Raw genomic sequence first — 24,387 nt, forward strand, 5'->3', positions numbered from 1 at the left:
ACCGAGTCGGTGCTCTGTGGGAAAGCGGTGCGAACGGGTCAGCTGACCGTGTCGCCCGCGCCGGCCTCGAGGCCGCAGGTGCGGTCCGAGTCGGTGTGCACGTCCGAGTCGGCCTTGGCCTTGCCGAACAGGCCCAGGGCGCCGGTCAGCGCGGCGGTGATGTCCTTGGCGTTGCCCTGGACGGCCCCGACGCCGGCGTTCACCGGGACGTCGTTGTTGCAGGCCTGGATCGGGATGTTCACGTTGTTGCCCGACACGTTCAGCAGGCCCTTGCCCGACTTGTCGATGCCGGTGACCGTCGAGCCGTGGTGGCCCTTGTCGCCGTGGTCGTGACCGTGGTCGTGGCCCTTGTCGCCGGCGAAGGCGAGCGGGCTGACCGCGACGAGGGAGGCGGCGACGCCGGTCGCGACGATTCCAGCCTTCTTCAGCACAGTTTCTCTCCTGTAAGTCTGCGGAACCGGCGAGCCGGCACCTTTCACGTCAGCGTCCGACCGGGGAGCCCGCGCTGACTGCCCGAAAGCTATCCGCCGTCGCGCGTGTACAACAAATCCCGTTCCACCATCGTGTGAGCTACGAACTGTGCGTTCGGTTATTCCCTGGATGGGGGGAATTCGGGACCCGGAGTCGTGGAGCTTTCCGACGGCTTTCGCCGACGGTCGGTAGCCGACCCACCCGTTCGGGAGCAGGGGCCGCACGAACGTGGACGGGGCGCCGGGGCGTCCTCCGGCGGGTAGCGTCCCGTTGATGGGGACGATGTCGTGAGGATCGAGGCGGTGGCGCGCGAGATCGCGCTGCTCGCGTTGCGGCTGGACCGCCTCGCGCCGGGCACGGTGGAGGCCTTCGAGGGCACTCCCGCGCTACGCCGGCACCTCCGGTCCGAGCCCGCGCCCGTCCCTCCGGATCTCGTCCGCGAGGCCGGGCGGCTGCGGCGGACGATCCCCCACCTCGGGCTCCCGCCCGTCCGGGCGGCCTTCCTCGACGGCGAGCTGCGGGCCCTCGAGGGGACCGCGCGCACACTGGCGGGGGAGCGGGTGTCGCTTCAGACCGAGATCCGGGAGACCTACGGCGTCGACGTCGCCCCCGGGGAGCCGGATCGGTACCGGGACGCACACCGCGTCGTGGACAGCCTGCTGCCCGGGCCGGGGTCGCTCGCCGACCGGCTGGCCGCTCACCGCGCGCGGGACGAGCTCCCACGGGAGCGTCGGGCCGCTGCCGTCCACGTCCTGGTCGCGGCACTGCGCACCCGCACCGCGGCGGTGCTCGCCCTGCCGCCGGACGAGGCGGTCGAGATCGAGCTCGTCGAGGGCCGGCCGTGGAGCGGCTTCACCCGGCACCTCGGCCGGGGGCGCTCGCTCGCGCGGTTCAGCGCCGACGCACCGCAACGCGCGGGTCAGCTCGCCCGACTCGTCGCGCACGAGACCTATCCGGGCCACCATGTCGAGCACCTGCGGCGCGTCGCCGCGCTCCCCGGCGAGCCCGAGCGGGCGTTGAGTCTCACGCGCAGCCCGCGCGCTCTCGTCGTCGAGGGGACGGCGGACCTCGGGCTCGACGCCGTCGTCGGGCCCGGATGGGGTGCCTGGGCGGCGGAGGTCCTGGCCGAGGCGGGTGTGGTCACGGACGGTGAGCTCGCGGAGGAGCTGGACGAGGCGATGTTGCCGTTGCAGCAGGTCCGGCTGGATGCGGCGCTCCTCGTCGACGGCGCCGGGGCCGCGGCGGCCCGTGACCACCTGTGCCGGTGGCTGCTGCTGGATCCGGCCCGGGCCGACCGAGCCCTCCGCTTCCTCACCGACCCGCGGTGGCGGGCGTACACGGCCACCTACGTCGTCGGCTACCCGCTGCTGCGGGCCTGGTGGGCGGGCGACGCCGCGCGGTTCCGTCGGGCGCTCGACGAACCCCTCAGCCCCGGGGTCCTGGGCCTGCCGGCCGCCGTGCACTGGTCCGGACGGCGGGCGGCCGACCGTGCGACACCCACGACGGACGGTGTCGATCATGCGATGAGTGGTCGGCCGTTCTGTTAATTCTCGGGATCGGTCACGGACGCGACACGATCTCACCCTTGACCGCATGAGGGTGACCGCTAGTAGCGTCAGCGGTGGCGGTGCGTACCGATCGCACCGTCCGGGGAGGCCCTGGACGTGGTGTTGCGAAGCACCCGAGAGGGCCGGCACCCGGCCCTTGCGGGCGTGCGGGCGGCGTCGCAGACGTGGTTCGTGCAACCGCACCGGGGTCGGCCGGCCCACCGGAACTGTGGGCGTGGTGCCGCGCCCGCGAGGGAGCACCCGTGACCGATCGTCGTACGGCCCCGGTTCAGGAGAGCGGCGCCGACGTCCCCGCGGACGTCACGCCCCGCTGCTACGTGCTCGACACCTCGGTTCTCCTCTCCGACCCGTGGTCGCTGACCCGGTTCGACGAGCACCAGGTCGTCCTCCCGCTCGTGGTCATCTCCGAACTCGAGGGCAAGCGGCACCACCCGGAACTCGGGTGGTTCGCGCGGGCCGCCTTGCGGCAGCTCGACGACATGCGGATCAAGCACGGCCGGCTCGACGCGCCCGTCCCGATCGGGGACACCGGCGGCACGCTCCACGTCGAGCTCAACCACAGCGACCAGTCGGTGCTGCCGAGCGGCTTCCGCACGGACAGCAACGACAGCCGGATCCTGGCCTGCGCGCTCAACCTGCAGGCGGAGTACGGGGCCCGGCGGCAGGTCGTGCTGGTCACGAAGGACATGCCGCTGCGGGTCAAGGCCGCGGCCGTCGGACTTCCCGCCGACGAGTACCACGGGCAGGACGTCGTGCCCTCCGGCTGGACCGGGATGGCCGACGTCGAGGTCGCCCCGGAGGAGGTCGACACCCTGTTCCGGGACGGTGTGCTGGATCACTCCGAGGCGGCCGAGCTGCCGTGTCACACCGGCATCCGACTGCTCGGCGGCACGTCGTCGGCCTTGGGCCGGGTCACGGCCGACAAGCAGATCAAGCTGGTCCGCGGCGATCGGGAGGCCTTCGGGCTGCACGGCCGCTCGGCGGAGCAGCGGGTCGCGCTGGACCTCCTGCTGGACCCGGACGTCGGGATCGTCTCCCTCGGCGGCCGCGCCGGCACCGGCAAGTCGGCGCTGGCGCTGCTCGCCGGCCTCGAGGCCGTCATGGAGCGCCAGCAGCACCGCAAGATCGTGGTGTTCCGGCCGCTCTACGCCGTCGGCGGGCAGGAGCTCGGGTACCTGCCCGGCAGCGAGGCCGAGAAGATGGGGCCCTGGGCCCAGGCCGTGTTCGACACCCTCGGGGCGCTGGTCAGCCAGAACGTGCTCGACGAGGTGATCGCCCGCGGGATGCTGGAGGTCCTGCCGCTCACCCACATCCGCGGCCGCTCGCTGCACGACACCTTCGTGATCGTCGACGAGGCGCAGTCGCTCGAGCGCAACGTGCTCCTGACCGTGCTCTCCCGGCTCGGCACCGCCTCGCGCGTCGTCCTGACCCACGACGTCGCCCAGCGCGACAACCTTCGGGTCGGCCGGCACGACGGCATCGCCGCGGTGATCGAGAAGCTGAAGGGCCACCCCCTCTTCGCCCACATCACCCTCACCCGATCCGAGCGCAGCCCCATCGCCGCCCTCGTGACCGAGATGCTGGAGGGCCCCGGCAACTGACCCTCCCCACCTCGCTGTCCCCATCGCACTTCCCTGATCGCACGAACGGCACTTTTGTGCGGACCTACTGCACAAAAGTGCCGTTCGTGCAGGTCGCGGTGGGATCGGCCGCTCGCACCAACGGCACTCTTGTGCGGACCTACCGCACAAAAGTGCCGTTCGTGCATTCGGGGCGGGAGGTTGTCCACCGATTCCGGCCCTGTGGACGGAACAGAGTGCGCAGCGGGCGGAGCCGTCACGATCAGGCGATGCCGCGCAGATCCTCGCCCCTCGCCCCCGACCAGGTCGCCGCACTGTGCGCCTCGTCGATCGTGCCGGTGAAGTTCCTCGAGGGTCTCGGCGTGCCACGGCGTACGGTCTACGACCGATGTCGCTCGGGAGGGCCCTGGCGGTCCCTGCTCCCCGGCATCGTCGCGCTGACCAACGGTCCTCCGACGCGGGACGACCGTCGCCGTGCCGCCCTGGCGTACGCCGGGGCAGACGCGGTGATCACCGGTCTCGACGCCCTCGGGATCCTCGGCATGCGAAGGGTCCCGGCGCCGGGCGGGCCGGTGCACGTCCTGATTCCGGCAGACCGTCGAAGGCTCGGGGCGGGGCGGGTGCTCGTGGAACGGACCGATCGACTTCCGGCGGCCACGCGCTCGGGCCGTTGGCCGGTCGCGCCGCTGCCCCGCGCCGTGCTCGACTTCTGCCGGCGGAGCCGGGACCGCGACCAGATCCGTTCGGCTCTCGCCGAAGTGGTCCAGCGGGGTGGCTGTTCGCCGACCGAGCTCCGCAGGGAGCTGGACGCCGGCAGCAACCGCGGGACAGCGGTACCGAGGTCGGTTCTGACGGAGATCGCCGGTGGGGTACGGTCGGTGGCCGAGGCACAGGCACGCGAGCTGATCGTCGCGTCGGGTCTGCCCGAGCCGATCTGGAACCCGGTGCTCCGTGCGGCGAGCGGTGAGTTGCTTCCGCGCCCCGATGCCTGGTTCGACGACGTCGCGCTGGCGTGGGAGATCGACTCCGTCGAGTTCCACTTCGATGCCGCGGACTACGAGCGCACGGTCGGCCGTCATTCGCTGATGACCGCGCACGGCATCGTCGTCGTCCATACCGTGCCGAGGATGCTGCGGACGAGGCGCGCCGAGATCGTCGACCAACTTCGCCGTGCTCACGCGCACGCGAGCCTCCGCCCGCGACCGGACATCCGGGCGACGCCTGCTTCCTGACCGCACAAAAGTGCCGTTCGTGCAGACCTACCGCACGAACGGCACTTCTGTGCACTCGCACGGGTGGCCGCCGAGCTCCGGCCACACCTCGTCGAGCTGCACGAAAGTGCCGTTGGTGCAGACCTACCGCACAAGAGTGCCGTTCGTGCGAAGAAGAGTGGCCGAAAGCGCCGACTCACCGCTCACAGGCCGTGCGGGGTGCCTTCGGTGAATCCTGCGGAGGTCTGGATCCCCACGACCGCGCGCTCGTGCAGCTCGTCGAGGGTGCGGGCGCCGGCGTAGGTGCAGGCGGAGCGGACACCGGAGCAGATGCTGTCGAGCAGGTCCTCGACGCCGGGGCGCACCGGGTCGAGCAGCTGGCGCGAGCTGGAGATGCCCTCCTCGAACAGCCCCTTGCGCGCCCGGTCGAAGTCGCCGTCGCCTCGGGTCCGCGCGCTCACCGCGCGCTTGGACGCCATGCCGAAGGACTCCTTGTACGCGCGGCCGGCCTCGTCGCGCAGCAGGTCCCCGGGGGACTCGTAGGTCCCCGCGAGCCAGGATCCGATCATCACCGACGAGGCGCCGGCCGCGAGGGCCAGGGCGACGTCGCGCGGGTGCCGCACCCCGCCGTCGGCCCAGATGCGCACGCCGTGCTCGCGACCGGCTGCGGCGCACTCCAGCACCGAGGAGAACTGCGGGCGCCCGACGCCGGTCATCATGCGCGTGGTGCACATGGCACCCGGCCCGACGCCGACCTTGATCACGTCGGCACCCGCCTCGGCCAGGTCGTGCACACCCTCGGCCGTGACGACGTTGCCCGCCGCGATCGGGACCTGCAGCCCGGAGTCGCGGACCACGGTCCGCACCGCCTTCAGCGCGTCGATCATCTTGGCCTGGTGCCCGTGCGCGGTGTCGACGACGAGGACGTCCACGCCCGCCTCGAGCAGTGCCTTCGCCTTGGTCGGGACGTCGCCGTTGATGCCGATCGCCGCGGCGGTGCGCAGCCGGCCGTGGCTGTCGAGGGTCGGCGTGTAGATGCCGGACCGGATGGCGCCCAGCGCGGTGAGCAGGCCGGCCAGGCGGCCCTCGTCGTCGAGGCCGAGGGCGACGCCGCGGCCGCCGAGCGTCTCGAAGATCTCCCGCGGCGCGGTGCCGAGCGGGAGCATGACCGGTGCGCCCTCGAGGACGTCGGCCAGCCGGGTGAAGCGGTCGACGCCCGTGCACGCCGCCTCGTCGACGGTGCCGACCGGCCGTCCGCCGTCGTCGACCACGACGACGGTGCCGTGCGCGCGCTTCGGCAGCAGGTTCAGCGCGTCGGCCACCGCGTCGCCGGTGCGCAGCACGAGCGGGGTGTCCCACACGGGGTGCCGCGACTTGATCCAGGCGACGATCCCGGCGACCGCCTCGGGCGCGACGTCCTGCGGCAGGACGGTGAGCGCGCCGCGCCGGGCGAGGGTCTCGGCCATGCGGCGGCCCGCGACCGCGGTCATGTTGGCCGCGACGACCGGCACCGTGGCGCCCGTGCCGTCGGCGGTGGTCAGGTCGACGTCGAAGCGGGAAGCGACGGAGGACCGCCCCGGGACGAGGAAGACGTCGTCGTAGGTGAGGTCCGAGGAGGGCTGGTGCCCGTCGATGAAGCGCACGGAGAGCCAAGGATAGCGGCACCGGCCGCCGCGCGCCGCAGCCTCGGCAGCCGCGGCCGATCCGTGATCACCAGGAGCTGATCGTCGACGAAGCGTGATCCACCGACCCTCGGCTCCTCGTCGGGGGTCCGCGCACGGGCGCGCCGTTCGTTCACAGGAGCGCGCGGACCGCGTCGATCGTGTCCGCCTCGGCAGGGGTCTTGTCGGGACGGTAGCGGAGGACCCGGGCGAAGCGCAGGGCGACGCCACCGGGGTAGCGGACGCTGCGCTGGGCACCGTCGAGGGCGATCTCGACGACGAGCTCGGGGCGCATCTCGACCACGTGCCCGTCGTCGTGGATCGCGTGGCCGGGGAACTCGGTCGTCTGCCAGGCGAGCAGCTCGTCCGTCATGCCCTTGAACGTCTTGCCGACCATGATCGGCGCGCCGCCGTCCGGGTCCCGGGCGCCGAGGTGGATGTTCGACAGGGTGCCGGTGCGGCGGCCGTAGCCCCACTCGGCGCCGAGCACGACGAGATCGAGCGTGTGCACCGGCTTGACCTTCTGCCAGCTCTTCCCGCGCCGCCCGGCGGCGTACGGGGCGTCGAGCGCCTTGACGACGACGCCCTCGTGCCCGGCCGTCAGGGCCCCGTCGAGCACGTCCGCGGCCTGCTCCGGGGTGGGGCGCCGCACTCCCGGCATGCGCAGCGGCTCCTGCACCGGGTCCGCGAGGAGCTCGGCGAGCGCGTCGAGCCGGGTGACCAGGGGCTCGTCGAGCAGGTCGCGGCCGTCGAGGTGGAGGAGGTCGAAGAAGAACGGGCTCAGCAGCACGTCCGCCCGATCGTCTCCGGCGCCCTCGGAACCGAAGCGGGACATGGTGTCCTGGAACTTTCGGGGGCGGCCGTCGTCGTCGAGGGCGAGGGTCTCGCCGTCGAGCACCACGGCGGTGCACGGCAGCTCCCGGACCCGGGCGACCAGCTCGGGCACCCCGTCGGTGACCTCGCGCAGCGTCCGCGTCCACACCCGGACCTCGTCGCCGCAGCGGTGCACCTGGATCCGCGCGCCGTCCAGCTTGTACTCGACGGTGACGCCCTCGCCGAGCGACTCGAGCACCGCGTCGAGCGACGAGCCGGGGCCGGCCAGCATGGGTCGCACCGGCCGGCCGACCTCCAGCCGCACCGCCGCCAACCCCTCGGCACCTTCGGCCAGGGCCAGCGCAGCCGTGTCCGGCAGCCTCCCGGAGAGCATGAACGCCCGCCGGACGACCGCGGCGGGGACCTCGGCGGCCGCGGCGATCGCGTCGAGCATCACGCCCTCCAACGCTCCCTGCCGCAGCTCCCCGGTGAGCAGTCGGACGAGGAAGGCCTGTTCCTCCTCGGTCGCCGCGCCGAACAGCGACTCCAGCAGTGTGCGGCGGCGCCGCGCCGACCCCGCCCCGGAGGTGCCGGCGAGCTCGGTGAGCGCCTCGTCGACCTGCGTGACGGTGAGCGCGGGCTCGGCCGCCGCGGCGCCGGCCAGGCCCGCGAGCGTGCGCCAGCCGGTCCCGATGCGGCCCTGCCGGGGCTCGCCGGCGAGCCACGCCGTGGCCGGTGCGACCTCGGCCGGCCCGGCCAGGTTCAGCAGCGCGGCCAGCGCCGCCGACTTCTCCTTGCGGGAGCGGGTGGCGCCGACCGCGGCGGAGGTCCGGACCACGTCGTGGAGCAGCACGGTCCGCATTGAAGCAGCGACCACCGACAATCGCGCGCCGCCGAGCGCCCCGCCCCGACCCCGGCCGGAGCCCTCCGCCCGACCCCGCCCCGACCCCGCCCCGACCCCGGCCGGAACCCCCGCCCCGGCCCCCGGCCGGAGCCCTCCGGCCCGACCCGCTCGGAGCCCCCCGACCCCGGCCGGAGCGCCGGTCCGACCCCCGGTCCAGGCGGTGCGGAGCCGGTCAGCCCATGGTCTTCTGCCCGTCGATCGTCTCGCGCAGGATGTCCGCGTGCCCGGCGTGCTGGGCCGTCTCGGCGATGACGTGGGCGAGGACGCGGCGCGCCGACCAGGCCGCCCCCGGCTCGAACCACGGCGCCTCGGGCAGGGGGTGGGAGACGTCGAGCGAGGGCAGGCCCGTGACGATTTCCTCGGTCCGGGCCGCGACGGCGTCGTACTCGGCGAGCACGCCCGCGAGGGTCTCGCCGGGCAGCATGCGGAAGCTCGCCGCGTGCTCGGCGTACGAGTCCTCCGTCATCGCCACCGCCGCGGTCCCCTCGACCACGAACCGCAGCCAGTCCCGCTCGCCCCGCGCCACGTGCTTGACCAGGCCGCCGAGGCACAGCTCGCTCGCCGTCGGGGTGGCCGCGGCCTGCTCGTCGGTCAGGCCCTGGACGGTGTGGCGGAACAGGAACCGGTGCTGGGCCAGGGCCCCGAGCAGGTCCGCCTTCTCGCCGGTCGGGGTCAGGGTGGGGTTCTCGGTGGTCGTCATCGCGTCCGCCTCTCGTCGTGTCCTGCTGACGGGAACGACGCTACGGACCCCTCCGGTCAGATCCTGTCCTGAAATCCACGGCCGGCGGATGATCTTCGGCCCCGACGAGCCCGTGTCCGGCCCGTCGCCGAACGCTGGTCCAGCGACGCCGGAGACGACGAACTGCGACGTCGATGCCACCGTGAACGAGCGTTCAGAACGGCTAGGGTGGCCGCATGGCCGGCGCCGAGAAGAGGGCCGCGCCCGCCGGAGCGCGGGAGAGCCTGCTCGGCAACAGCGAGCTCGAGCCCGGGGCGCATCGGCTGGCGGTGGCGACGCGGGACGTCCAGCAGCGGATCGTCGGCCGGGTGGTTCGCGACGGGGTGCGACGCGAGGTGGACATCCCGAGGCACCGCGGGATGACGGCGGTCGTCCCCGCCGCACCGGGCGCCGCGCTCGAACGCCTGCTGGGTGCCCCGGTGACCGGGCTGTGCCGGCTGTCGGCGGGAGCGAGCCGCGAGACCTGGTCGTTCGACGCGGGCGGGCGCGGCCTGATCCTGCGGCGCGACCCGCCGGAGGTCCCGGGTCCGGAGGGGATGGCGCGGGAGGCCGCGGGCTTCCGCGCGGCGGCGCGGGCGGGCGTCCCGATCCCGGAGCTGCTCGCGGCGGGCGACGGGTTCCTGCGCGAGGAGCTGGCGCCGTCCGACCCGCGCACCGGCTACCTCGCCAGGGTGGCCGCCGACGCCCTCACCGTCGCCCGCCGCGAGCTGCGGCTCGGCCCCGCGCAGCGCGCGGAGCACCGGGCCCTGCTGCACGCCCCGGGCTGTGTCGACGACGGCGAGCTGGCCGCCCGGATCCGGGACGGCGCGCTGCCCGCCGACGGTCCCGACGTCGTCGCCGCCGTCCGGGCGTCGGTCACTGCGCAGGTCGCGGTGGCCGACCCGCGGTACCTGGCGCCCCCGCCGACGACCTGACAGGTTCGACGAGGAACGCGACGACAGGAGACATGCATGCGCGCAGCACGGGTGACCCGCACCGATGGGCCGCAGGCCCTGGAGATCACCGAGGTGCCGGACCCGGTGGCCGGGGCGGGTGAGGTGTTGATCGAGGTGAAGGCGGCCGGGGTCAACTTCCCGGACCTGCTGCTCACGCAGGACAAGTACCAGTACAAGCCGGAGCTGCCCTTCACCCTCGGCGGTGAGCTGGCGGGCGTGGTCCGCGAGGCGCCGGAGGGCTCGGAGTTCTCGCCGGGCGACCGGGTCGCCGCGAGCACGTCGACCGGCGCCTTCGCGGAGCTGGCCACCGCCCCGGTGCAGAGCGTGTTCCCGTTGCCGGACAACGTGGGTTTCGCCGCGGGCGCCTGCCTGCCGATGAACTACCTGACGATGACGTTCGCACTGGTCACGCGTGGCCAGCTGCAGAAGGGCGAGACCGTGCTGGTGCACGGCGCGGCCGGCGGCATCGGCACCGCGACCATCCAGCTCGCGAAGGCCATGGGCGCCCGGGTGATCTCGGTCGTCTCCACGCGGGAGAAGGCGGACTTCGTGAGGTCCATCGGCTCGGACGAGGCGGTCCTGGCGGACGGGTTCAAGGACGCCGTCACGGAGCTGACCGGAGGCAAGGGCGTCGACATGGTCGTCGACCCGGTCGGCGGCGACCGGTTCACCGACTCGCTGCGGTCCCTGGCCCCGCTCGGCCGGCTGCTGGTCATCGGGTTCACCGGGGGCGAGATCCCCACGGTCAAGGTGAACCGGCTGCTGCTCAACAACATCGACGTCCGCGGGGTCGGGTGGGGTGCCTATGCCCTGCCGCGCGAGGGCTACACCCGGGCGGAGTGGGACAAGCTGATCCCGTACCTGGAGTCCGGGATCGTCGACCCGCCCGTCGCCGGGACCTACCCGCTGGAGAAGGCGGGCGAGGCCGTCGCGCTGCTGGGCGAGCGGGGCGTGCTGGGCAAGGCGGTCGTCGAACCCTGACAGGGCGGAAACCGGTCAGGATCCGGCCGCAACGGCCCGGATACTGAGCCGGTGACCTCACCGAGCTCGCGGACGCTGCGATTGCTCTCGCTCCTGCAGACCCACCGGTACTGGCCGGGGCCGGAGCTGGCGTCCCGGCTGGAGGTGTCCGTGCGGACCCTGCGCCGGGACGTCGACCGGCTCCGCGAGCTGGGCTACCCCGTCACGGCAACCCGCGGCGTCGACGGCGGCTACCAGCTCGCCGCCGGCGCCGCGCTGCCGCCGCTCGTCGTCGACGACGAGGAGGCGGTGGCGCTGGCCGTCGGCATGCAGGCGGCGACGCAGGGCGCCGTGGCCGGGATCGAGGAGCCGGCCCTGCGCGCGCTGACGAAGGTCGTGCAGGTCATGCCGCCGCGGCTGCGTCGGCGGGTGGACGCCCTGCGCGGGGTCACCGTGCCCAGTACCTGGGGCGCACCGAGGGCGGAGGCCCTCGATCCCGAGGCGCTGATCGTCGTCGCGCAGGCCTGCCGGGACTCGGAGCGGATCGAGTTCGCGTACCGGGCGCGCAGGGTGGACCCGGCCGGCGGTGCCGACGACCGGCCCCGCCCGCTCCGCCTCCGGCACGTCGAGCCGCACCGCCTCGTCCCGCTCGGCCGGCGCTGGTACCTGGTCGCCTACGACCTCGACCGGCAGGACTGGCGGAGCTTCCGCCTCGACCGGCTCGCCGAGCCGTGCCGCACCGGGGCCCGGTTCCGGCCGCGGGAGCTGCCGACCACCGACGCCGCCGACTTCGTCCAGGAGGGCATCCGCAACCGCTCCTCGACCTACACCGTCGAGGCACTGGTCGACGCCCCCGCCGAGCGCCTGGACCACCTGCACCGCTGGGCGACGATCGAGCCGCTCGGCCCCGAGCGGTGCCTCCTCCGGATGGGGACCGACGACCTCGACTGGCCCCTGCTCGCCCTCGGCGGCTGCGGCGCGGAGTTCGAGATCCGCTCGCCCCCGGAGCTGGCCGACCGGGTCCGGGAGTGGGGGCAGCGGTTCCTGCGCGCCTCCGGCGCCCGCGCGCGGTGAGTGGTGCCGTGGCACCACTGACCGCCCAGAGCCGGCGCCGGCCGCTAACCCTGGGGCGCCGCCGGGCGAACAGCTCCGGGCGGTGCATCACGGGACGCGTTCGGGCGCTCTTCTCCGGGGGAGGGGTGATGGGCACGCGGGCGGAACGGGAGTGGATGGAGCTCGTCGCCGCACTGATGACCGAACCGCTGGTCGACCTGCCGGTCAACCGGCTGGCGGAGGCCCTCGCACGCACCTTCGAGACCGCCGGGGTGACCTACAGCGAGGTCGTCCCGGGCGAGCCCGTGCGGCACGTCTGGCTGGACGGTGGGCTCGGTGAGCACTTCGGCGAGCTGGCCGAGTGGAGCGCGTACCGCGCACCCGCCGAGCACCCGCTGCTGCGCTTCCACCTCTCCTCGGGGCTCTGGGTGCCCAGGCAGACGCTCGCCGTCCCGGCGGAGTTCACGGACCGCTGGCTCGCCGACGGCGGCCGGGACCTGGCGAGGTCCTGCTCGGCACCGAACCAGCTCTCGATGCCGCTGCGGGCCGGACCCCGCTTCGCCCGGTCGTTCGTGCTCGGCCGGACGGAGCCGTGGTCCCCGGCCGAGGAGACCTTCGTCGAGCGGTTGTGGCGGTTGCTCGTCGGGCTCGAACGGCAGGTGACGGCGCTGGCCGCGGTGACGGCCGGGAAGGGCGGGGGCGGGGCGGAGATCCCGTTGACCCCGCGCGAGCAGGCGGTCCTCGGGCTGCTCGCGCAGGGTCTCACGGCGGGCACGATCGCGCGGCGGCTCGACATCTCGCCGCGCACGGTGCAGAAGCACCTGGAGCGCTGCTACGTCAAGCTCGGCGTGACCGACCGGCTCTCCGCCGTGCTGCGCGCCCAGGCGCTGCGCCTCGTGTGAGTCGCAGCGACCCGGGCGGCGGACTAGCGACCGCCCCGGGCCATCCGCAGCACGTCCAGCGCGCTGTCGAGCTGCTCCTCGGTGAGCTTCCCGCTCTCGACGTGCCCGCGCTCGAGCACCACCTCGCGGATGGTGCGCCGCTCCCGGAGCGCCTGCTTGGCGATCGACGCCGCCTCCTCGTACCCGATGTAGGAGTTCAGCGGCGTGACGATCGAGGGGGAGGACTCGGCGTACTCGCGGGTGCGCTCGAGGTCGGCCTCGGCGCCGGCGACCACCTTGTCGGCGAGCAGCCGCGCCACGTTCGACAGCAGTCGCGCGGACTCCAGGACGTTGCGCGCCATGACCGGCATCATCACGTTGAGCTCCAGGTTCCCCTGGCTGCCGGAGAAGGCGACCGTCGCGTCGTTGCCGATGACCTGCGCCGCGACCATCATCGTGGCCTCGCAGATCACCGGGTTCACCTTGCCGGGCATGATCGACGATCCGGGCTGCAGGTCGGGCAGGTGCACCTCGGCCAGCCCGGTGCGCGGCCCCGAGGAGAGCCACCGGAGGTCGTTGGCGATCTTGTACAGCGACACGGCGACGGTGCGCAGCGCGCCGGAGGCCTCCACCAGCCCGTCGCGCGAGCCCTGGGCCTCGATGTGGTCGGGCGCCTCGGCCAGCGCGTCGAGCGCGGTCGCGGTCCTCAGTTCCTCGACGACGGCGGCGCCGAAGCCCTCGGGCGCGTTCAGCCCGGTCCCCACCGCGGTGCCGCCGATCGGCAGCTGGCCGAGCCGGGGCAGCACGTCCCGCACCCGCGCGGCGCCGTACTCGGCCTGCGTGGCCCAGCCGCCTGCCTCCTGGCCGAGCGTGATCGGCACGGCGTCCATCAGGTGCGTCCGCCCGGCCTTCACGACCTCGGCCCAGTCCTCCGCGCGGGCGCGCAGGGCGGCGGCGAGGTGCTCCAGGGCCGGGACGACGTCCGTCGCCAGGGCCTCGGTGGCGGCCAGGTGGATCGTGGTCGGGAAGACGTCGTTCGACGACTGCGAGGCGTTGACGTGGTCGTTCGGGTGCACGTCCTGCCCGGAACCCCGGGTCGCCAGCGTCGCGATGACCTCGTTGGCGTTCATGTTCGACGAGGTGCCCGAGCCGGTCTGGAAGACGTCGACCGGGAAGTGGGCGTCGTGCTCGCCCGCGGCGACCTCGTCGGCGGCGTCGGCGATCGCGCCGGCGAGCTTCTCGTCGAGCACGCCGATCCGCCCGTTCACCCGGGCGGCGGCCCCCTTGACCAGGCCCAGGGCCCGGATCTGCGCGCGCTCGAGACCGCGCCCGGAGATCGGGAAGTTCTCGACGGCACGCTGGGTCTGCGCCCGGTAGAGGGCCTTGGCCGGGACCCGGACCTCGCCCATGGTGTCGTGCTCGATGCGGAAGTCGCCGGTGCCGCCGGCCGCGTCGTCGCTCATGGCCTCATCCTCCGCCTGAGGGTGCCCTTACCGCTCGGTCCGATGACCGGGATTACATCCTCCGTGCGACCCGCCGTCCGCGCTCGCCGGAAGGGCTTGGGCCGGCCGGGCGCAATCGCCGAACCGGGTATGTGCAGCGGTAACGATCAGCTCTCCGTATCGGAGCCACTACGCAGGCGGTGTCGACGGAGGGGGTCGAGAACGCCATGACGGGTCGGGACGACGGGGACTGGCTGGAGTTCACCGCCGAGCTGCTGCGGGAGCCGTTGACGGAGCTGCCGATGGATCGGATCGCCCTGAAGCTGCGCTCGACGTTCCACGCGTGCGCGGTCGCGATCAACGAGCCCGACGAGAGCGGGATGTTCGCCGGCGACCTGTACCCGCTCGACGCCGCACTCGAGGGGCGCCGGGCGGACATGGAGGAGTGGCGCAGCTCCCGTTCGGTTCTGACACATCCGATCCTGCGCTACTACAGCGGAACGGGGGACGTCCGCGCCGTCCAGGTGGCCGGGATGGAGAGCAGGTTCACGAGGCCCTGGGCGGTGACGGGCGGCGAGGCGCTCTTCCGTGAGTGCGCGGTGCAGCAGCAGCTCTCCATCCCGGTCGAGCGCGGGCCGAACCCGAAGACCCTGGTCGCGGGCAGGGACACACCCTTCACCGAGCAGGAGATGCAGCTGGCGGGCACGTTGTCGAGGCTTCTCGGCGCGATCGATCGACAGGCCCGGGCCTACGCGGCGGCGCTGCGCAGCGCGAAGTCCGGCCCCGACGACGTCGCCAGCGCCATCCGCCTCACCCCCCGTGAGCGGTCGGTGCTGGGGCTGCTGGCCGAGGGACTCACCGCCGGGGCGATCGCGCGGCGGCTCGACATCGCCGAGCGCACCGTGCACAAGCACCTCGAGCGCTGCTACTCCAAGCTCGGGGTGACCGACCGGCTCACCGCGGTCCTGGCGGCGCAGCGGCTCGGGCTGGTGGCCGCCTAGATCTGAGTCGAACTCATGTTCGGTAGTCGACCGGTGGGGTCGACAGGGTTGCCGAACGACCTTCGGGCGGAGTGAGGCCCTCATCGCCACCCGACGAGTAAGCCGGAGGCAGGCGCGTCGCCGATGCGGGAGAGGGTGCGCTCGAGGATGCCGGAGCCGTCGTCGTAGACCCGTCGGCCGCCGCGGCCATGCCTGCGATGGTCGGGTTGGCGTAGACGTCGCGAATGGAGATCGACGGCAGGTCGTCGCGTCGGCGCAGCCTCGCGCAGAAGCGCGTCACGACCATCGAGTCCGCCCCGAGGTCGTCGAACACGTTGCGGTCGACGGGGACGTGCTCGATGGTCAGCACGTCGGCGAGCACGCCGGCCAGGGCCGCGGCCAACCCCGCGGTCGACCTCACGCCGGCGGGGGCCGGAGGGCTCGGCGCCGGCGCGGGTGCCGGCGGCGACGCTGCCAGGTCGATGGCCAGGCCGGGCTGTGGCTCCCATGGCGGGACGGGGCCCGGGATGCCGAGGAAGTCTTCGACGAACGCCTCCCCTGGCGGGTCCAGATCACCGCAGGCCAGCCCGAGACCGGCGAGGCCGATCTCGCCCGTCTCACCATGGGGCAGCGCCATCGGATAGTCCGGATCAAGGATGACGGCTGCGTAGGTGGGCAACGGCGCACCGATCATCACCGGCTCGTCCGGCTGCGCTTCGGCCCAGGCAGCAGCCACTGTCGCACCACCCGGAACGTAGGCGGTGTCGAAGCGCCGACCCGGACGGTGCCACCGCGCTACCAGGCTCGACGGGCACGCCTCGCCCGAGACGACGAGCACGTGCAGCGCAGGCAGGTCCGCCTCGAGGGTGGACAGTAGTGCCGGTGTCGTGCAGAAGGCACTGACGCGGCGGTCCACGAGCTGCGCGTGCAACGCAGCGCAGGTGCGGCCCCTCGGGTGCAGGCACCACCGTGGCGCCCGACGCCCACGCCCTCCAGGTCTCCTCGATGCCTCCTCCGGACGACAGGGCCTTGCCTTGGCGAGGGTCGCCACGTGGGCCTCGACGCGGTCGTCGAACAGCAGCCCGACCCGGTCCCCGGCGTCGGTGCCGTGCAGCCGCAGGTAGCGGGCGAGCCGATTGGTGCGGGCGTCGAGCTCGTCGTAGGTCAGCCCGACCTCTGCCGTCGACGGCGAGCTGCCCGGCCCGTCCGTACTCCCGGATCCAGTCGCAGCGCTCCTCGAACACGAAGTCGAGCCGCTCGTGCCGGCGGACCCGCCAGCCCTGCGCCTCGTGCCGGTCGACGACCACCAGGTCCGCGAGCGACTCCGTCGCCTGATCCCGAGTTCGAGCACTTAACTGACGGCCCGCGACAACCGATCGCGGCCCGCCGACTACCGGTGACCGCCGGAGCTTCTCCCGTGGTGTGCATTCGGTATAGCCGCCGGCGGCTTTCTGGCCTGCTTAGACCGGTCGGCCGCGGCTGACCGGCACCCGGAAAGGCGGTCAGCCTCACACGTTCGCCCTAACGGCCGGATACGCAAAGTTGTCGATGCCGCCGTCCGGGGCGGTGGAGCACCATGGGCTCGAGCCGCCGGAGGGGCGGTGGCCCAGGGGTGGCACCCACCGGGTGTCGGATCCGGCGCGGGGCAGGGCACGGCTCCGCGCCGGGCACCCCGTCGCGAAGCCGCCGCCGGGGCAGCGCCTCCGCGCAGGGCGGGAACCCGATCACGGCAGGGGCGGGGATCACGGCAGGGGCGGGGCCTCGGCGTCCTCGTGGGTCGGGCTGTCGAAGTCGATCGACGCGTACTCACGCAGCTTGGTGAGCCGGTGGTAGCCGTCGATCAGCCGCACCGTGCCGGACTTGGACCGCATGACGATGGACTGCGTGGTGCAGCCGCCGGCGCGGTAGTGGACGCCGCGCAGCAGGTCCCCGTCGGTGACGCCGGTGGCGCAGAAGAACACGTTCTCACCGGTCACGAGCTCGTCGGTGGTGAGCACGCGGTCGAGGTCGTGTCCGGCGGAGATCGCCTTGGAGCGCTCCTCGTCGTCCTTCGGCCAGAGCCGGCCCTGGATCTCGCCGCCCATGCACTTCATCGCGGCGGCGGCGATGATGCCCTCCGGGGTGCCGCCGATCCCGACCAGCATGTCGACGCCGGTGGCGGGGCGGGCCGCGGAGATCGCGCCGGCCACGTCGCCGTCGGAGATGAAGCGGATCCGGGCACCGGTCGCCCGCACGTCGGCGACGAGCTGCTCGTGGCGCGGCCGGTCGAGGATGGTGACCGTGACGTCCCGGACGTCGATCTCCTTGGCCTTCGCCACGGCGCGGATGTTCTCGCCGACCGGCTTGGTGATGTCGATGTGCCCGGCGGCGTCGGGCCCGACCGCGAGCTTCTCCATGTAGAACACGGCCGAGGGGTCGAACATCGCGTCCCGCTCGGCGACCGCGAGCACCGCCAGGGCGTTGGGCATGCCCTTGGCCATCAGCGTGGTGCCGTCGATGGGGTCGACGGCGACGTCGCACCAGGGGCCCTCGCCGTTGCCGACCTGCTCGCCGTTGTAGAGCATGGGCGCCTCGTCCTTCTCGCCCTCGCCGATCACGACGATCCCGCGCATCGACACGGTCCCGATCAGCTGGCGCATCGCGTCGACCGCCGCCCCGTCCCCGCCGTTCTTGTCGCCGCGGCCGACCCAGCGCCCCGCCGCCATCGCGGCGGCCTCGGTGACGCGCACCAGCTCCATGGCCAGGTTGCGGTCCGGGGCCTCGCGGCGTCGCTCGGGCTTGGGTCCAGTCATCGGGCCTCCTTGGCTCGGGTGTACCGGTCGCATCGCGGGGACCGGCTGCGCCGCCGGCCCGCCGGCCCGCCGCACACTGCGGGCTCGGCGGCGGCGGGATTCGGACCGATCCTCGCAGAACCGCCCGGCCTGCGGGGTGGGAAGCGACGGACGCCATGCGCCGCCCGCGCGGTCGTGGGGGACGATGGACGGGTGAGTGCCGACCCGCCCCCCACCCCCCAGGGTCCGTCGGCGGGCCCACCGGGCTCGCTGCAGGGGCCGCCGCCACCGGCCAAGCCGCCGCGCGGGTCGCTGCGCGTGCGGGACATGCTGATGGCGCTCGCCGTGCTGCTGGTGGTCGTCGCGGTCGGCGGCGGTGTGCGCTCCTGCTCGTTCGCGCCCGCCGGGCCGACCGTCGACCCGGACGCCGCGCCGACGGTCGACGCGCCCGCACGGCTCGCGGAGTTCGCGCGGGTCTCCGAGTTCCCGCTGCGCGTCCCGGCGGTCCCGCCGGGCTGGCGCAGCAACTCCACCGATCGCAGCCCGGTCGACGGCGGTGGCACCGCCGTCCGGGTCGGTTACCTGACGCCGGAGGGGAAGTACCTGCGCCTCGTGCAGAGCGACGGCACCGAGGAGGCGCTCGTCGCCACCGAGGCCGGCGGCCCGCTGGCCGGGACCGGGGTGACCGACGCCGCCGGGGTGCGGTGGGTGACCTACCAGGCAGACGGCGGTGAGCCCTTCCGGGTGGCGACGGCCCCGGACAACCCGCAGGTCCAGTGGCTGATCACGGGCAGCGGCACGGAGGCGGACTTCGCCGCCCTCGCGCAGGCGACCGTGAACGGCCAGGTCCTCCCGGCGGGCGACGAGCAGAACTGACCGTCCGCCGGGTCGGTGGCCAGGCCCGTCCACGCTCGGGCGGACCTCCCGGCACGAGCTGCGCGCACCGGCACAGCACCGCGGACCCGCCGAGCGAGCAGGTCCTCGCGCCTGCCGCTCCCGGAGAGCGACGACCGGGCGACCCGGCCCTCAGTCCTCGGCCCGGGCCTCGGCGAGGGCCTTCTCGACCCGCTCGCGGGCCCCGGCGAGGCACTCCTCGCACCGCTCGGCCAGCGCCTCGCCGCGCTCCCAGAGCGCGACGGTCTCGTCGAGGCCCAGCCCGCCGGCCTCCAGGGCGCGGACGACCTCGACCAACTCGTCGCGGGCCTGTTCGTAGCCGAGGCCGCCGACCGGGGGACGCTCACTCATCGCGACCATCCTCCACGGCCGCCGCGACGGTGCCGTCTCCGACCCTGATCCGCAGCCGGTCACCGGGCGCGACCTCGCCGGTCGACCGCAGCACCGGCAGGATCCCGGCGCCGGTCATCCGCTGGACGATCGCATAGCCGCGGGCCAGGGTCGCCGTCGGGCCGAGCGCGGTCAGCCGCGCCCGCAGGTGCGCGATCTCCGTGCCGTCCCGCTCGACCCGCCGCTCGACGGCCGCGCGGGTGGCGGCCCGCAGCCGCTCCAGCTCCTCGTGCCGGCGGGCCATGTCCCGCAGCGGGTCCGCGAGCACGGGCCGGGCCCGCAGCGAGACGAGCAGGCGCTGCTCGCGGTCCACCCAGCCGTGCAGCGCCCGCCGGGCGCGGTCGCGCAGCCCGGTGATCCGGGCGATCTCCTCGGCGAGGTCGGGCACGAGCCGTCGGCCGGCCTCGGTGGGGGTGGAACAGCGCAGGTCGGCGACGTGGTCGACGAGCGGGGTGTCCGGCTCGTGGCCGATCGCCGACACCACCGGGGTCCGGCAGGCGGCGACGGCGCGGCAGAGCGTCTCGTCCGAGAAGGGCAGCAGGTCCTCGACGCCCCCACCACCGCGGGCGAGCACGATGACGTCGACCGCCGGGTCCCGGTCCAGGATCGCGAGCGCCTCGACGATCTGCGCGACCGCCAGCCCGCCCTGGGTGGCGGTGTTCTCGATCCGGAAGTCCACGGCGGGCCAACGGGCCCGGGCGTTGCTGACGACGTCGTGCTCCGCCGCCGACGCCCGGCCGGTGATCAGCCCGATCCGCTGCGGCAGGAAGGGCAACCGTCGCTTGCGGGCGGGATCGAACAGGCCTTCCGCGGCAAGCAGCCGGCGCAGCCGCTCGATGCGGGCCAACAGCTCACCGAGCCCGACGGCGCGGATCCGGTCCACGCGCAGGCTCAGCGTGCCGCGTCCCGGGAAGAAGGAGGGCCTGCCGTGCACGATCACCCGGTTGCCCTCGGCGACCACCTCCCGCTGCTCGGCGACCAGCGCCATCGGCGCGGTGAGCTGCAGCGACACGTTCGCCACGGGGTCGCGCAGGGTCAGGAACGCGGTCCCGGTGCCCGCCCGCGCCGTGACCTGCGCGAGCTGGCCCTCGACCCAGACCGCGCCCAGCCGGTCGATCCACTCCGCGATCTTGCGGGTGACCGTCCGGACCGGCCAGGGCGCCTCCTCGGTGGACGGGCCGGAGCTCATCCCTCCCGGACCGTGCTGATCCGGTTCGAGAGCATCGTGACGTACGGCGGGCGGTTCTGGTGCGAGGTCTCCCAGATCAGCAGCGCCTGCAGCCCGGGCAGGTCCAGCTTCCGCAGCTTCCCGCGCAGCTGGTGCAGGTTCATCCCGGGGTACTCGGGCAGCACGGCCGGCGGGGTGTCGGCCTCGTCGCCCAGCGTCTGCTCGGCGATGCCCTCGATCGCGGCGCCCGCCACCGTGTCACCGGGCTCGGCGAGGTGGTCGCCCTCGACCCGGTCCCGGGACCCGGCGTCGGGCCGCTCCTCGGCCGCGGGCTGGGTCGCCGGCTCGGCCGCTGCTCCGGGCGAGGGCACGAGGTCGGTGCGGGGGGTGGCCGGGGCCGCCGGGGCGCGGCCGTTGGCGCCGGGCTCGTCGACCTCGTCGTCGAAGGTGGCCCAGGCGGGGGTCTCGGGGGCCTGGCCGAACGCGCCGAGGGCCTTGTCGCCCTTGATCGCGAGCTCGGTGACCTTCTGCTGGACGCGCATGGACGCCTGCAGGGCCTGGCTGACCGCGGTCACGGGGAACTCGACGACCAGCCGCGGCAGCTCGCGGACCTGCTCGACGGCGGTGGCGGCCAGGCCGGCGGCGATCCGCACCGGCATCGGTAGCGGGCTCATGGCCGTATTGTCCCCCGTGATCGGCGCCGTCCGCAGCCCGGGGCGGGTCACCTCACCCACATCCCACGGCGGGGGCGATCGCGCGCCCGTACTCTGGGCGACATGAGTGGTACCGCCGGATCGGACGGCAAGCGCGTCCTCGTCGCGAAGCCCCGCGGGTACTGCGCGGGGGTGGACCGCGCGGTGGAGGCGGTCGAGCAGGCGCTCGAGCAGCACGGGGCGCCCGTGTACGTGCGCAAGCAGATCGTGCACAACAAGCACGTGGTGGAGACGCTGAGCGAGCGCGGTGCCGTGTTCGTCGACGAGACGAGCGAGGTGCCGGAGGGCGCGATCGTCGTCTTCTCGGCGCACGGGGTGTCCCCCGAGGTGCGCACCGAGGCGAAGGCGCGCTCGCTGCAGACCATCGACGCCACCTGCCCGCTGGTCACCAAGGTGCACCAGGAGGCCAAGCGGTACGCCCGCGAGGACTACGACATCCTGCTGGTCGGACACGAGGGACACGAGGAGGTCGAGGGCACCTCCGGCGAGGCCCCGACCCACATCCAGCTCGTGGAGAGCGCTGCCGACGCGGACAAGGTCACCGTGCGCGACCCGGAGAAGGTCGTCTGGCTCTCGCAGACCACACTGTCGGTCGACGAGACCATGGACACCGTCCGCGCCCTGCGCGACCGCTTCCCCACGCTGCAGAACCCGCCGAGCGACGACATCTGCTACGCCACCCAGAACCGTCAGGTCGCGGTCAAGGCGATGGCCCCGCACTGCGATCTGGTGCTGGTCGTCGGTTCGCCGAACTCCTCCAACTCGGTCCGGCTGGTCGAGGTCGCGCTCGGCGCCGGGGCGGGGGCCGCGCACCTGATCGACTACGCCCGCGAGATCGACGAGTCGTGGCTCGAGGGCGTGCGGACCGTCGGCGTGACGAGTGGTGCGTCCGTGCCCGAGGTCCTGGTCCGCGGGGTGCTCGACTACCTGGCCGAGCGCGGCTGGGAGTCGGTCGAGGAGGTCACCACCGCCGAGGAGACCCTGACCTTCGCCCTGCCCCGCGAGCTGCGGCCGAGTCGCGCCGGGCGCTGACCGGCGGCTCGTCCTCGTCGTCCTCCTCGATCGGGTCGCGCTCCCGGCCGCGCACCCCGAGCCGGCCGAGCCGGCTCACCACGTCGTCCGGGCCGGTGCGCTGCACGATCAGCCGCAGCAGGCCGATCAGCAGGGTGAGCCCGGTCGTCACGGCCATGATCGGGAAGCCGTTGACGAGGGGCGCCCCGACCATGAGCACGGTCTCGGTGAGCCCGGGTCCGGTGTTGCCCACCAGCAGCACGACCGTCGGCACCGTCACGGCGACCAGCAGCGGCGGCTGCACCATCGGGCCGAAGAGGTTGCGACGACGCACCCAGCCGACCGCGAGCACGCAACCGACCACGTAGGTGATCCCGAAGACCACCCCGAGCGTGCCGATCCGCAGCACGTCGACGAACACCCCGAGCGCAGTGAGCACCGCGGCGAGTGCGACGGCGGCCAGGGGTGGGATGCCCAGGACGGTGGCCAGCGCCGACCGTTCCGTGACCGGCCAGCCGCCGGAGGACCGCGGGGAAGGGGCACGCGACGTCACCCGGTCACGGTAGCCCGTGGCCCCTCCGGGCCCGCGTCGCGCGCCTGCCGGCCGCCGCCCTCAGCCTTCCGGGGGTCCTCCCGCTCCGTCTCCCGGGACTCCGGGACCAGTTCGTGCAGCGCGATCAGCGACTCGCCCGCCGAGGCCACGAGTTCCGGCGCGGAGACCGCCCGCGGCACGCGCTCGACGGGGCTCGGCGCCTCCAGGTCCCCCTCGGACACCTTGAGCTCGGTCAGCCGCCGCGCGGTGACGAGCACCCGCGCCTCCAGCGAGGAGACGGTGCGGTTGTAGCTCTCCACCGCGCCGTCGAGGCTGCGGCCGAGCTTGGCGACGTGCGTGCCCATGGTCGCGAGCCGGCCGTGCAGCTCCCTGCCCAGCTGGTGCACCTGGGCGGCGTTGCGCGCCAGGGCCTCCTGCCGCCACCCGTACGCGACGGTGCGCAGGAGCGCGATCAGCGTGGTGGGGGTGGCGATCACGACGTTGCGCGCGAAGGCGTGTTCCAGCAGGGCGGGGTCGGAGCGCAACGCCGCCTCCAGGAACGGGTCACCCGGCACGAACAGCACCACGAACTCGGGCGTGGGCTCGAACGACGCCCAGTAGGCCTTGGCGGAGAGCTGGTCCACGTGCGCCCGCAGCTGCCGCGCGTGCGACTGGAGCTTCTCGCGGTGCACGGCCGGGTCCTCGGTCTCGACGGCCTCGAGGTAGGCCGCGAAGGGCACCTTGGCGTCGACCACGATCTGCTTGCCGCCGGCGAGGCGCACGACCATGTCCGGGCGCACCCCGCCCTGGCCCTCGGCCGCTCCCTCGCCGGTGACCTGGGTGGAGAAGTCGCAGTGCTCGACCATGCCGGCGAGCTGCACGATCCGCTCCAGCTGCAGCTCGCCCCAGCGCCCGCGGACCTGCGGCGCCCGCAGCGCCGTGACCAGTTGCCGGGTCTCCCCGCGCAGCTTCTCCGCGTCCTTCGCCATGGCCTTGACCTGCTCGACGAGGCCCGCGTACGCCGCCTCGCGCTCGCGCTCGACGGTGCGCAGCTGGCCCTCCACCCGCTGCAGCGCCGCCGCCATCGGGTCGAGCAGCCTGCCGATCGCGGTGGCACGCGCCGCCTCGTCCTGCTCCGCCTTGGCGTGCAGGGCGGCGGCGGCCTCGCGGATCCGGCCCTCCGCCAGGCTGACGAACTGTTCGTTGTTGCGGGACAAGGCCTCCGCCGACAGCGCCTGGAACGTCTCGCGCAGCTCCGCGTCCCGCGCGGTGAGCAGCCGCTCCCGCTCCAGCGCCGCCTCCCGCTCGCCGGCCAGCGCGGCGCGGGTGGCCGACACGTCCGACTCCGCGCGGCGGAGCCGCTCGGTGGCGGTGCGCACCTCCTCGTGCAGCTCCTCGATGCGTTCCAGCAGCCCGGTCCGCTCGGCCTTGAAGGCCGCGGCCTCGGCCCGGGCCCCCGCCGAGGCGGTGGCCGTGGCCTTCGCCGCCTCCGCCGCCGCGACGCGGTGGCGCGCCCCGGCGAGCAGCCACGCCAGGCCGCCCCCGATCGCCAGGCCCAGGACGAGTCCGGCGAGCAGGAGCGGCAACGCGTTCGAAAGATCCACGATCAGCAGGGTGCACCCGACCCCCGACAATTCCGGCCACCGGCGCGCTCCTCCGGCGGAACCGACCCGCCGGGCGGGTCACGCCGCCTGCGACCGTGAGCGATCG

22 protein-coding genes are annotated in these 24,387 nt (G+C 74.0%); 10 read left to right on the forward strand and 12 right to left on the reverse strand.

Going from position 1 to position 24,387, the window contains the following annotated elements:
* Positions 1-38 precede the first annotated feature (38 nt).
* The gene (locus tag ACL02T_RS05185) at positions 39-431 is read right to left on the reverse strand and encodes a hypothetical protein (RefSeq protein ID WP_412829507.1); all 393 of its coding nucleotides are present in this window, start codon (positions 429-431) and stop codon (positions 39-41) included.
* A 327-nt stretch (positions 432-758) separates the two neighbouring features.
* Between ACL02T_RS05185 and ACL02T_RS05190 the strand changes: the two genes are divergently transcribed.
* The 3 genes from ACL02T_RS05190 to ACL02T_RS05200 all read left to right on the forward strand — a co-directional run bounded on the left by ACL02T_RS05190 (position 759) and on the right by ACL02T_RS05200 (position 4,851).
* Positions 759-2,018, forward strand: coding sequence for a DUF885 domain-containing protein (locus ACL02T_RS05190; RefSeq protein WP_412829508.1), 1,260 nt, complete (start codon positions 759-761; stop codon positions 2,016-2,018).
* A 338-nt stretch (positions 2,019-2,356) separates the two neighbouring features.
* Positions 2,357-3,640, forward strand: a complete 1,284-nt coding sequence (gene phoH2, locus ACL02T_RS05195; RefSeq protein ID WP_412829757.1) for an RNA 5'-3' helicase PhoH2 — start codon at positions 2,357-2,359, stop codon at positions 3,638-3,640.
* 248 nt (positions 3,641-3,888) lie between these two features.
* Positions 3,889-4,851, forward strand: coding sequence for a hypothetical protein (locus ACL02T_RS05200; RefSeq protein WP_412829509.1), 963 nt, complete (start codon positions 3,889-3,891; stop codon positions 4,849-4,851).
* A gap of 182 nt (positions 4,852-5,033) precedes the next feature.
* Here ACL02T_RS05200 and ACL02T_RS05205 read toward each other — a convergent pair whose 3' ends face one another.
* The 3 genes from ACL02T_RS05205 to ACL02T_RS05215 form a co-directional block, all read right to left on the reverse strand.
* Complete coding sequence (locus ACL02T_RS05205) at positions 5,034-6,473, reverse strand: GuaB1 family IMP dehydrogenase-related protein (protein ID WP_412829510.1); 1,440 nt, start codon at positions 6,471-6,473, stop codon at positions 5,034-5,036.
* Positions 6,474-6,624: 151 nt separating this feature from the next.
* Positions 6,625-8,166: an ATP-dependent DNA ligase gene (locus ACL02T_RS05210; RefSeq protein ID WP_412829511.1), complete on the reverse strand. Its 1,542-nt coding sequence runs from the start codon at positions 8,164-8,166 to the stop codon at positions 6,625-6,627.
* A 214-nt stretch (positions 8,167-8,380) separates the two neighbouring features.
* Entirely contained in the window at positions 8,381-8,908 is a 528-nt protein-coding gene (locus tag ACL02T_RS05215; RefSeq protein ID WP_412829512.1) for a DinB family protein, read from the reverse strand.
* Positions 8,909-9,123: 215 nt separating this feature from the next.
* On the opposite strand from ACL02T_RS05215, the gene ACL02T_RS05220 reads away from it, so the two are divergent.
* The 4 genes from ACL02T_RS05220 to ACL02T_RS05235 all read left to right on the forward strand — a co-directional run bounded on the left by ACL02T_RS05220 (position 9,124) and on the right by ACL02T_RS05235 (position 12,797).
* Positions 9,124-9,861, forward strand: coding sequence for a DUF6285 domain-containing protein (locus ACL02T_RS05220; RefSeq protein ID WP_412829513.1), 738 nt, complete (start codon positions 9,124-9,126; stop codon positions 9,859-9,861).
* A 36-nt stretch (positions 9,862-9,897) separates the two neighbouring features.
* Positions 9,898-10,863, forward strand: a complete 966-nt coding sequence (locus ACL02T_RS05225) for an NADPH:quinone oxidoreductase family protein (RefSeq protein WP_412829514.1) — start codon at positions 9,898-9,900, stop codon at positions 10,861-10,863.
* Positions 10,864-10,914: 51 nt separating this feature from the next.
* Positions 10,915-11,916: a helix-turn-helix transcriptional regulator gene (locus ACL02T_RS05230; protein ID WP_412829515.1), complete on the forward strand. Its 1,002-nt coding sequence runs from the start codon at positions 10,915-10,917 to the stop codon at positions 11,914-11,916.
* A gap of 128 nt (positions 11,917-12,044) precedes the next feature.
* The gene (locus ACL02T_RS05235; RefSeq protein ID WP_412829516.1) at positions 12,045-12,797 is read left to right on the forward strand and encodes a helix-turn-helix transcriptional regulator; all 753 of its coding nucleotides are present in this window, start codon (positions 12,045-12,047) and stop codon (positions 12,795-12,797) included.
* A gap of 23 nt (positions 12,798-12,820) precedes the next feature.
* Here ACL02T_RS05235 and ACL02T_RS05240 read toward each other — a convergent pair whose 3' ends face one another.
* The gene (locus tag ACL02T_RS05240; RefSeq protein ID WP_412829517.1) at positions 12,821-14,239 is read right to left on the reverse strand and encodes a class II fumarate hydratase; all 1,419 of its coding nucleotides are present in this window, start codon (positions 14,237-14,239) and stop codon (positions 12,821-12,823) included.
* A 179-nt stretch (positions 14,240-14,418) separates the two neighbouring features.
* On the opposite strand from ACL02T_RS05240, the gene ACL02T_RS05245 reads away from it, so the two are divergent.
* Positions 14,419-15,219, forward strand: a complete 801-nt coding sequence (locus ACL02T_RS05245; protein WP_412829518.1) for a response regulator transcription factor — start codon at positions 14,419-14,421, stop codon at positions 15,217-15,219.
* Between the two features lie 13 nt (positions 15,220-15,232).
* Here the strand turns inward: ACL02T_RS05245 and ACL02T_RS05250 are convergent, their stop codons facing one another.
* On the reverse strand, positions 15,233-16,549 hold the full coding sequence (locus tag ACL02T_RS05250) for a non-ribosomal peptide synthetase (RefSeq protein WP_412829519.1): 1,317 nt from the start codon (positions 16,547-16,549) through the stop codon (positions 15,233-15,235).
* A gap of 391 nt (positions 16,550-16,940) precedes the next feature.
* Entirely contained in the window at positions 16,941-17,990 is a 1,050-nt protein-coding gene (gene glpX / locus ACL02T_RS05255) for a class II fructose-bisphosphatase (RefSeq protein WP_412829520.1), read from the reverse strand.
* A gap of 192 nt (positions 17,991-18,182) precedes the next feature.
* On the opposite strand from glpX, the gene ACL02T_RS05260 reads away from it, so the two are divergent.
* Positions 18,183-18,845 (forward strand): DUF4245 domain-containing protein, encoded by a 663-nt coding sequence (locus ACL02T_RS05260; protein ID WP_412829521.1) that lies wholly within the window; start codon positions 18,183-18,185, stop codon positions 18,843-18,845.
* Positions 18,846-18,995: 150 nt separating this feature from the next.
* On the opposite strand, the gene ACL02T_RS05265 is transcribed toward ACL02T_RS05260, so the two are convergent.
* The 3 genes from ACL02T_RS05265 to ACL02T_RS05275 are packed head-to-tail and all read right to left on the reverse strand — an operon-like array spanning position 18,996 to position 21,095.
* Positions 18,996-19,214, reverse strand: a complete 219-nt coding sequence (locus tag ACL02T_RS05265; protein WP_412829522.1) for an exodeoxyribonuclease VII small subunit — start codon at positions 19,212-19,214, stop codon at positions 18,996-18,998.
* The gene (gene xseA, locus ACL02T_RS05270; protein WP_412829523.1) at positions 19,207-20,442 is read right to left on the reverse strand and encodes an exodeoxyribonuclease VII large subunit; all 1,236 of its coding nucleotides are present in this window, start codon (positions 20,440-20,442) and stop codon (positions 19,207-19,209) included. The genes ACL02T_RS05265 and xseA overlap by 8 nt, the downstream gene beginning before the upstream one ends.
* The gene (locus ACL02T_RS05275; RefSeq protein ID WP_412829524.1) at positions 20,439-21,095 is read right to left on the reverse strand and encodes a lipid droplet-associated protein; all 657 of its coding nucleotides are present in this window, start codon (positions 21,093-21,095) and stop codon (positions 20,439-20,441) included. The genes xseA and ACL02T_RS05275 overlap by 4 nt, the downstream gene beginning before the upstream one ends.
* 102 nt (positions 21,096-21,197) lie before the next feature.
* Here ACL02T_RS05275 and ACL02T_RS05280 point away from each other — a divergent pair, with 102 nt between their 5' ends.
* Positions 21,198-22,166, forward strand: a complete 969-nt coding sequence (locus ACL02T_RS05280) for a 4-hydroxy-3-methylbut-2-enyl diphosphate reductase (protein WP_412829525.1) — start codon at positions 21,198-21,200, stop codon at positions 22,164-22,166.
* Here the strand turns inward: ACL02T_RS05280 and ACL02T_RS05285 are convergent.
* Positions 22,096-22,698: a DUF6542 domain-containing protein gene (locus tag ACL02T_RS05285; RefSeq protein WP_412829526.1), complete on the reverse strand. Its 603-nt coding sequence runs from the start codon at positions 22,696-22,698 to the stop codon at positions 22,096-22,098. The two genes, ACL02T_RS05280 and ACL02T_RS05285, sit on opposite strands and share 71 nt — an antisense overlap.
* The gene (locus tag ACL02T_RS05290) at positions 22,695-24,281 is read right to left on the reverse strand and encodes a DNA recombination protein RmuC (RefSeq protein ID WP_412829527.1); all 1,587 of its coding nucleotides are present in this window, start codon (positions 24,279-24,281) and stop codon (positions 22,695-22,697) included. Before ACL02T_RS05290 ends, ACL02T_RS05285 begins: the two co-directional genes overlap by 4 nt.
* Positions 24,282-24,387: the final 106 nt, after the last annotated feature.

The sequence above is a fragment of the Pseudonocardia oceanicola genome, from assembly GCF_047200735.1.
Taxonomy (GTDB): domain Bacteria; phylum Actinomycetota; class Actinomycetes; order Mycobacteriales; family Pseudonocardiaceae; genus Pseudonocardia.

Excerpts from the sequence above, each read along its gene's own strand:
- ACL02T_RS05200 (WP_412829509.1), top strand. The coding sequence starts at position 3,889 with ATGCCGCGCAGATCCTCGCCCCTCGCCCCCGACCAGGTCGCCGCACTG.
- ACL02T_RS05280 (WP_412829525.1), top strand. The coding sequence starts at position 21,198 with ATGAGTGGTACCGCCGGATCGGACGGCAAGCGCGTCCTCGTCGCGAAG.
- ACL02T_RS05265 (WP_412829522.1), bottom strand. The coding sequence starts at position 19,214 with ATGAGTGAGCGTCCCCCGGTCGGCGGCCTCGGCTACGAACAGGCCCGC.
- ACL02T_RS05215 (WP_412829512.1), bottom strand. The coding sequence starts at position 8,908 with ATGACGACCACCGAGAACCCCACCCTGACCCCGACCGGCGAGAAGGCG.
- ACL02T_RS05210 (WP_412829511.1), bottom strand. The coding sequence starts at position 8,166 with ATGCGGACCGTGCTGCTCCACGACGTGGTCCGGACCTCCGCCGCGGTC.
- xseA (WP_412829523.1), bottom strand. The coding sequence starts at position 20,442 with ATGAGCTCCGGCCCGTCCACCGAGGAGGCGCCCTGGCCGGTCCGGACG.
- glpX (WP_412829520.1), bottom strand. The coding sequence starts at position 17,990 with ATGACTGGACCCAAGCCCGAGCGACGCCGCGAGGCCCCGGACCGCAAC.
- ACL02T_RS05235 (WP_412829516.1), top strand. The coding sequence starts at position 12,045 with ATGGGCACGCGGGCGGAACGGGAGTGGATGGAGCTCGTCGCCGCACTG.
- ACL02T_RS05275 (WP_412829524.1), bottom strand. The coding sequence starts at position 21,095 with ATGAGCCCGCTACCGATGCCGGTGCGGATCGCCGCCGGCCTGGCCGCC.
- ACL02T_RS05225 (WP_412829514.1), top strand. The coding sequence starts at position 9,898 with ATGCGCGCAGCACGGGTGACCCGCACCGATGGGCCGCAGGCCCTGGAG.
- ACL02T_RS05240 (WP_412829517.1), bottom strand. The coding sequence starts at position 14,239 with ATGAGCGACGACGCGGCCGGCGGCACCGGCGACTTCCGCATCGAGCAC.
- ACL02T_RS05220 (WP_412829513.1), top strand. The coding sequence starts at position 9,124 with ATGGCCGGCGCCGAGAAGAGGGCCGCGCCCGCCGGAGCGCGGGAGAGC.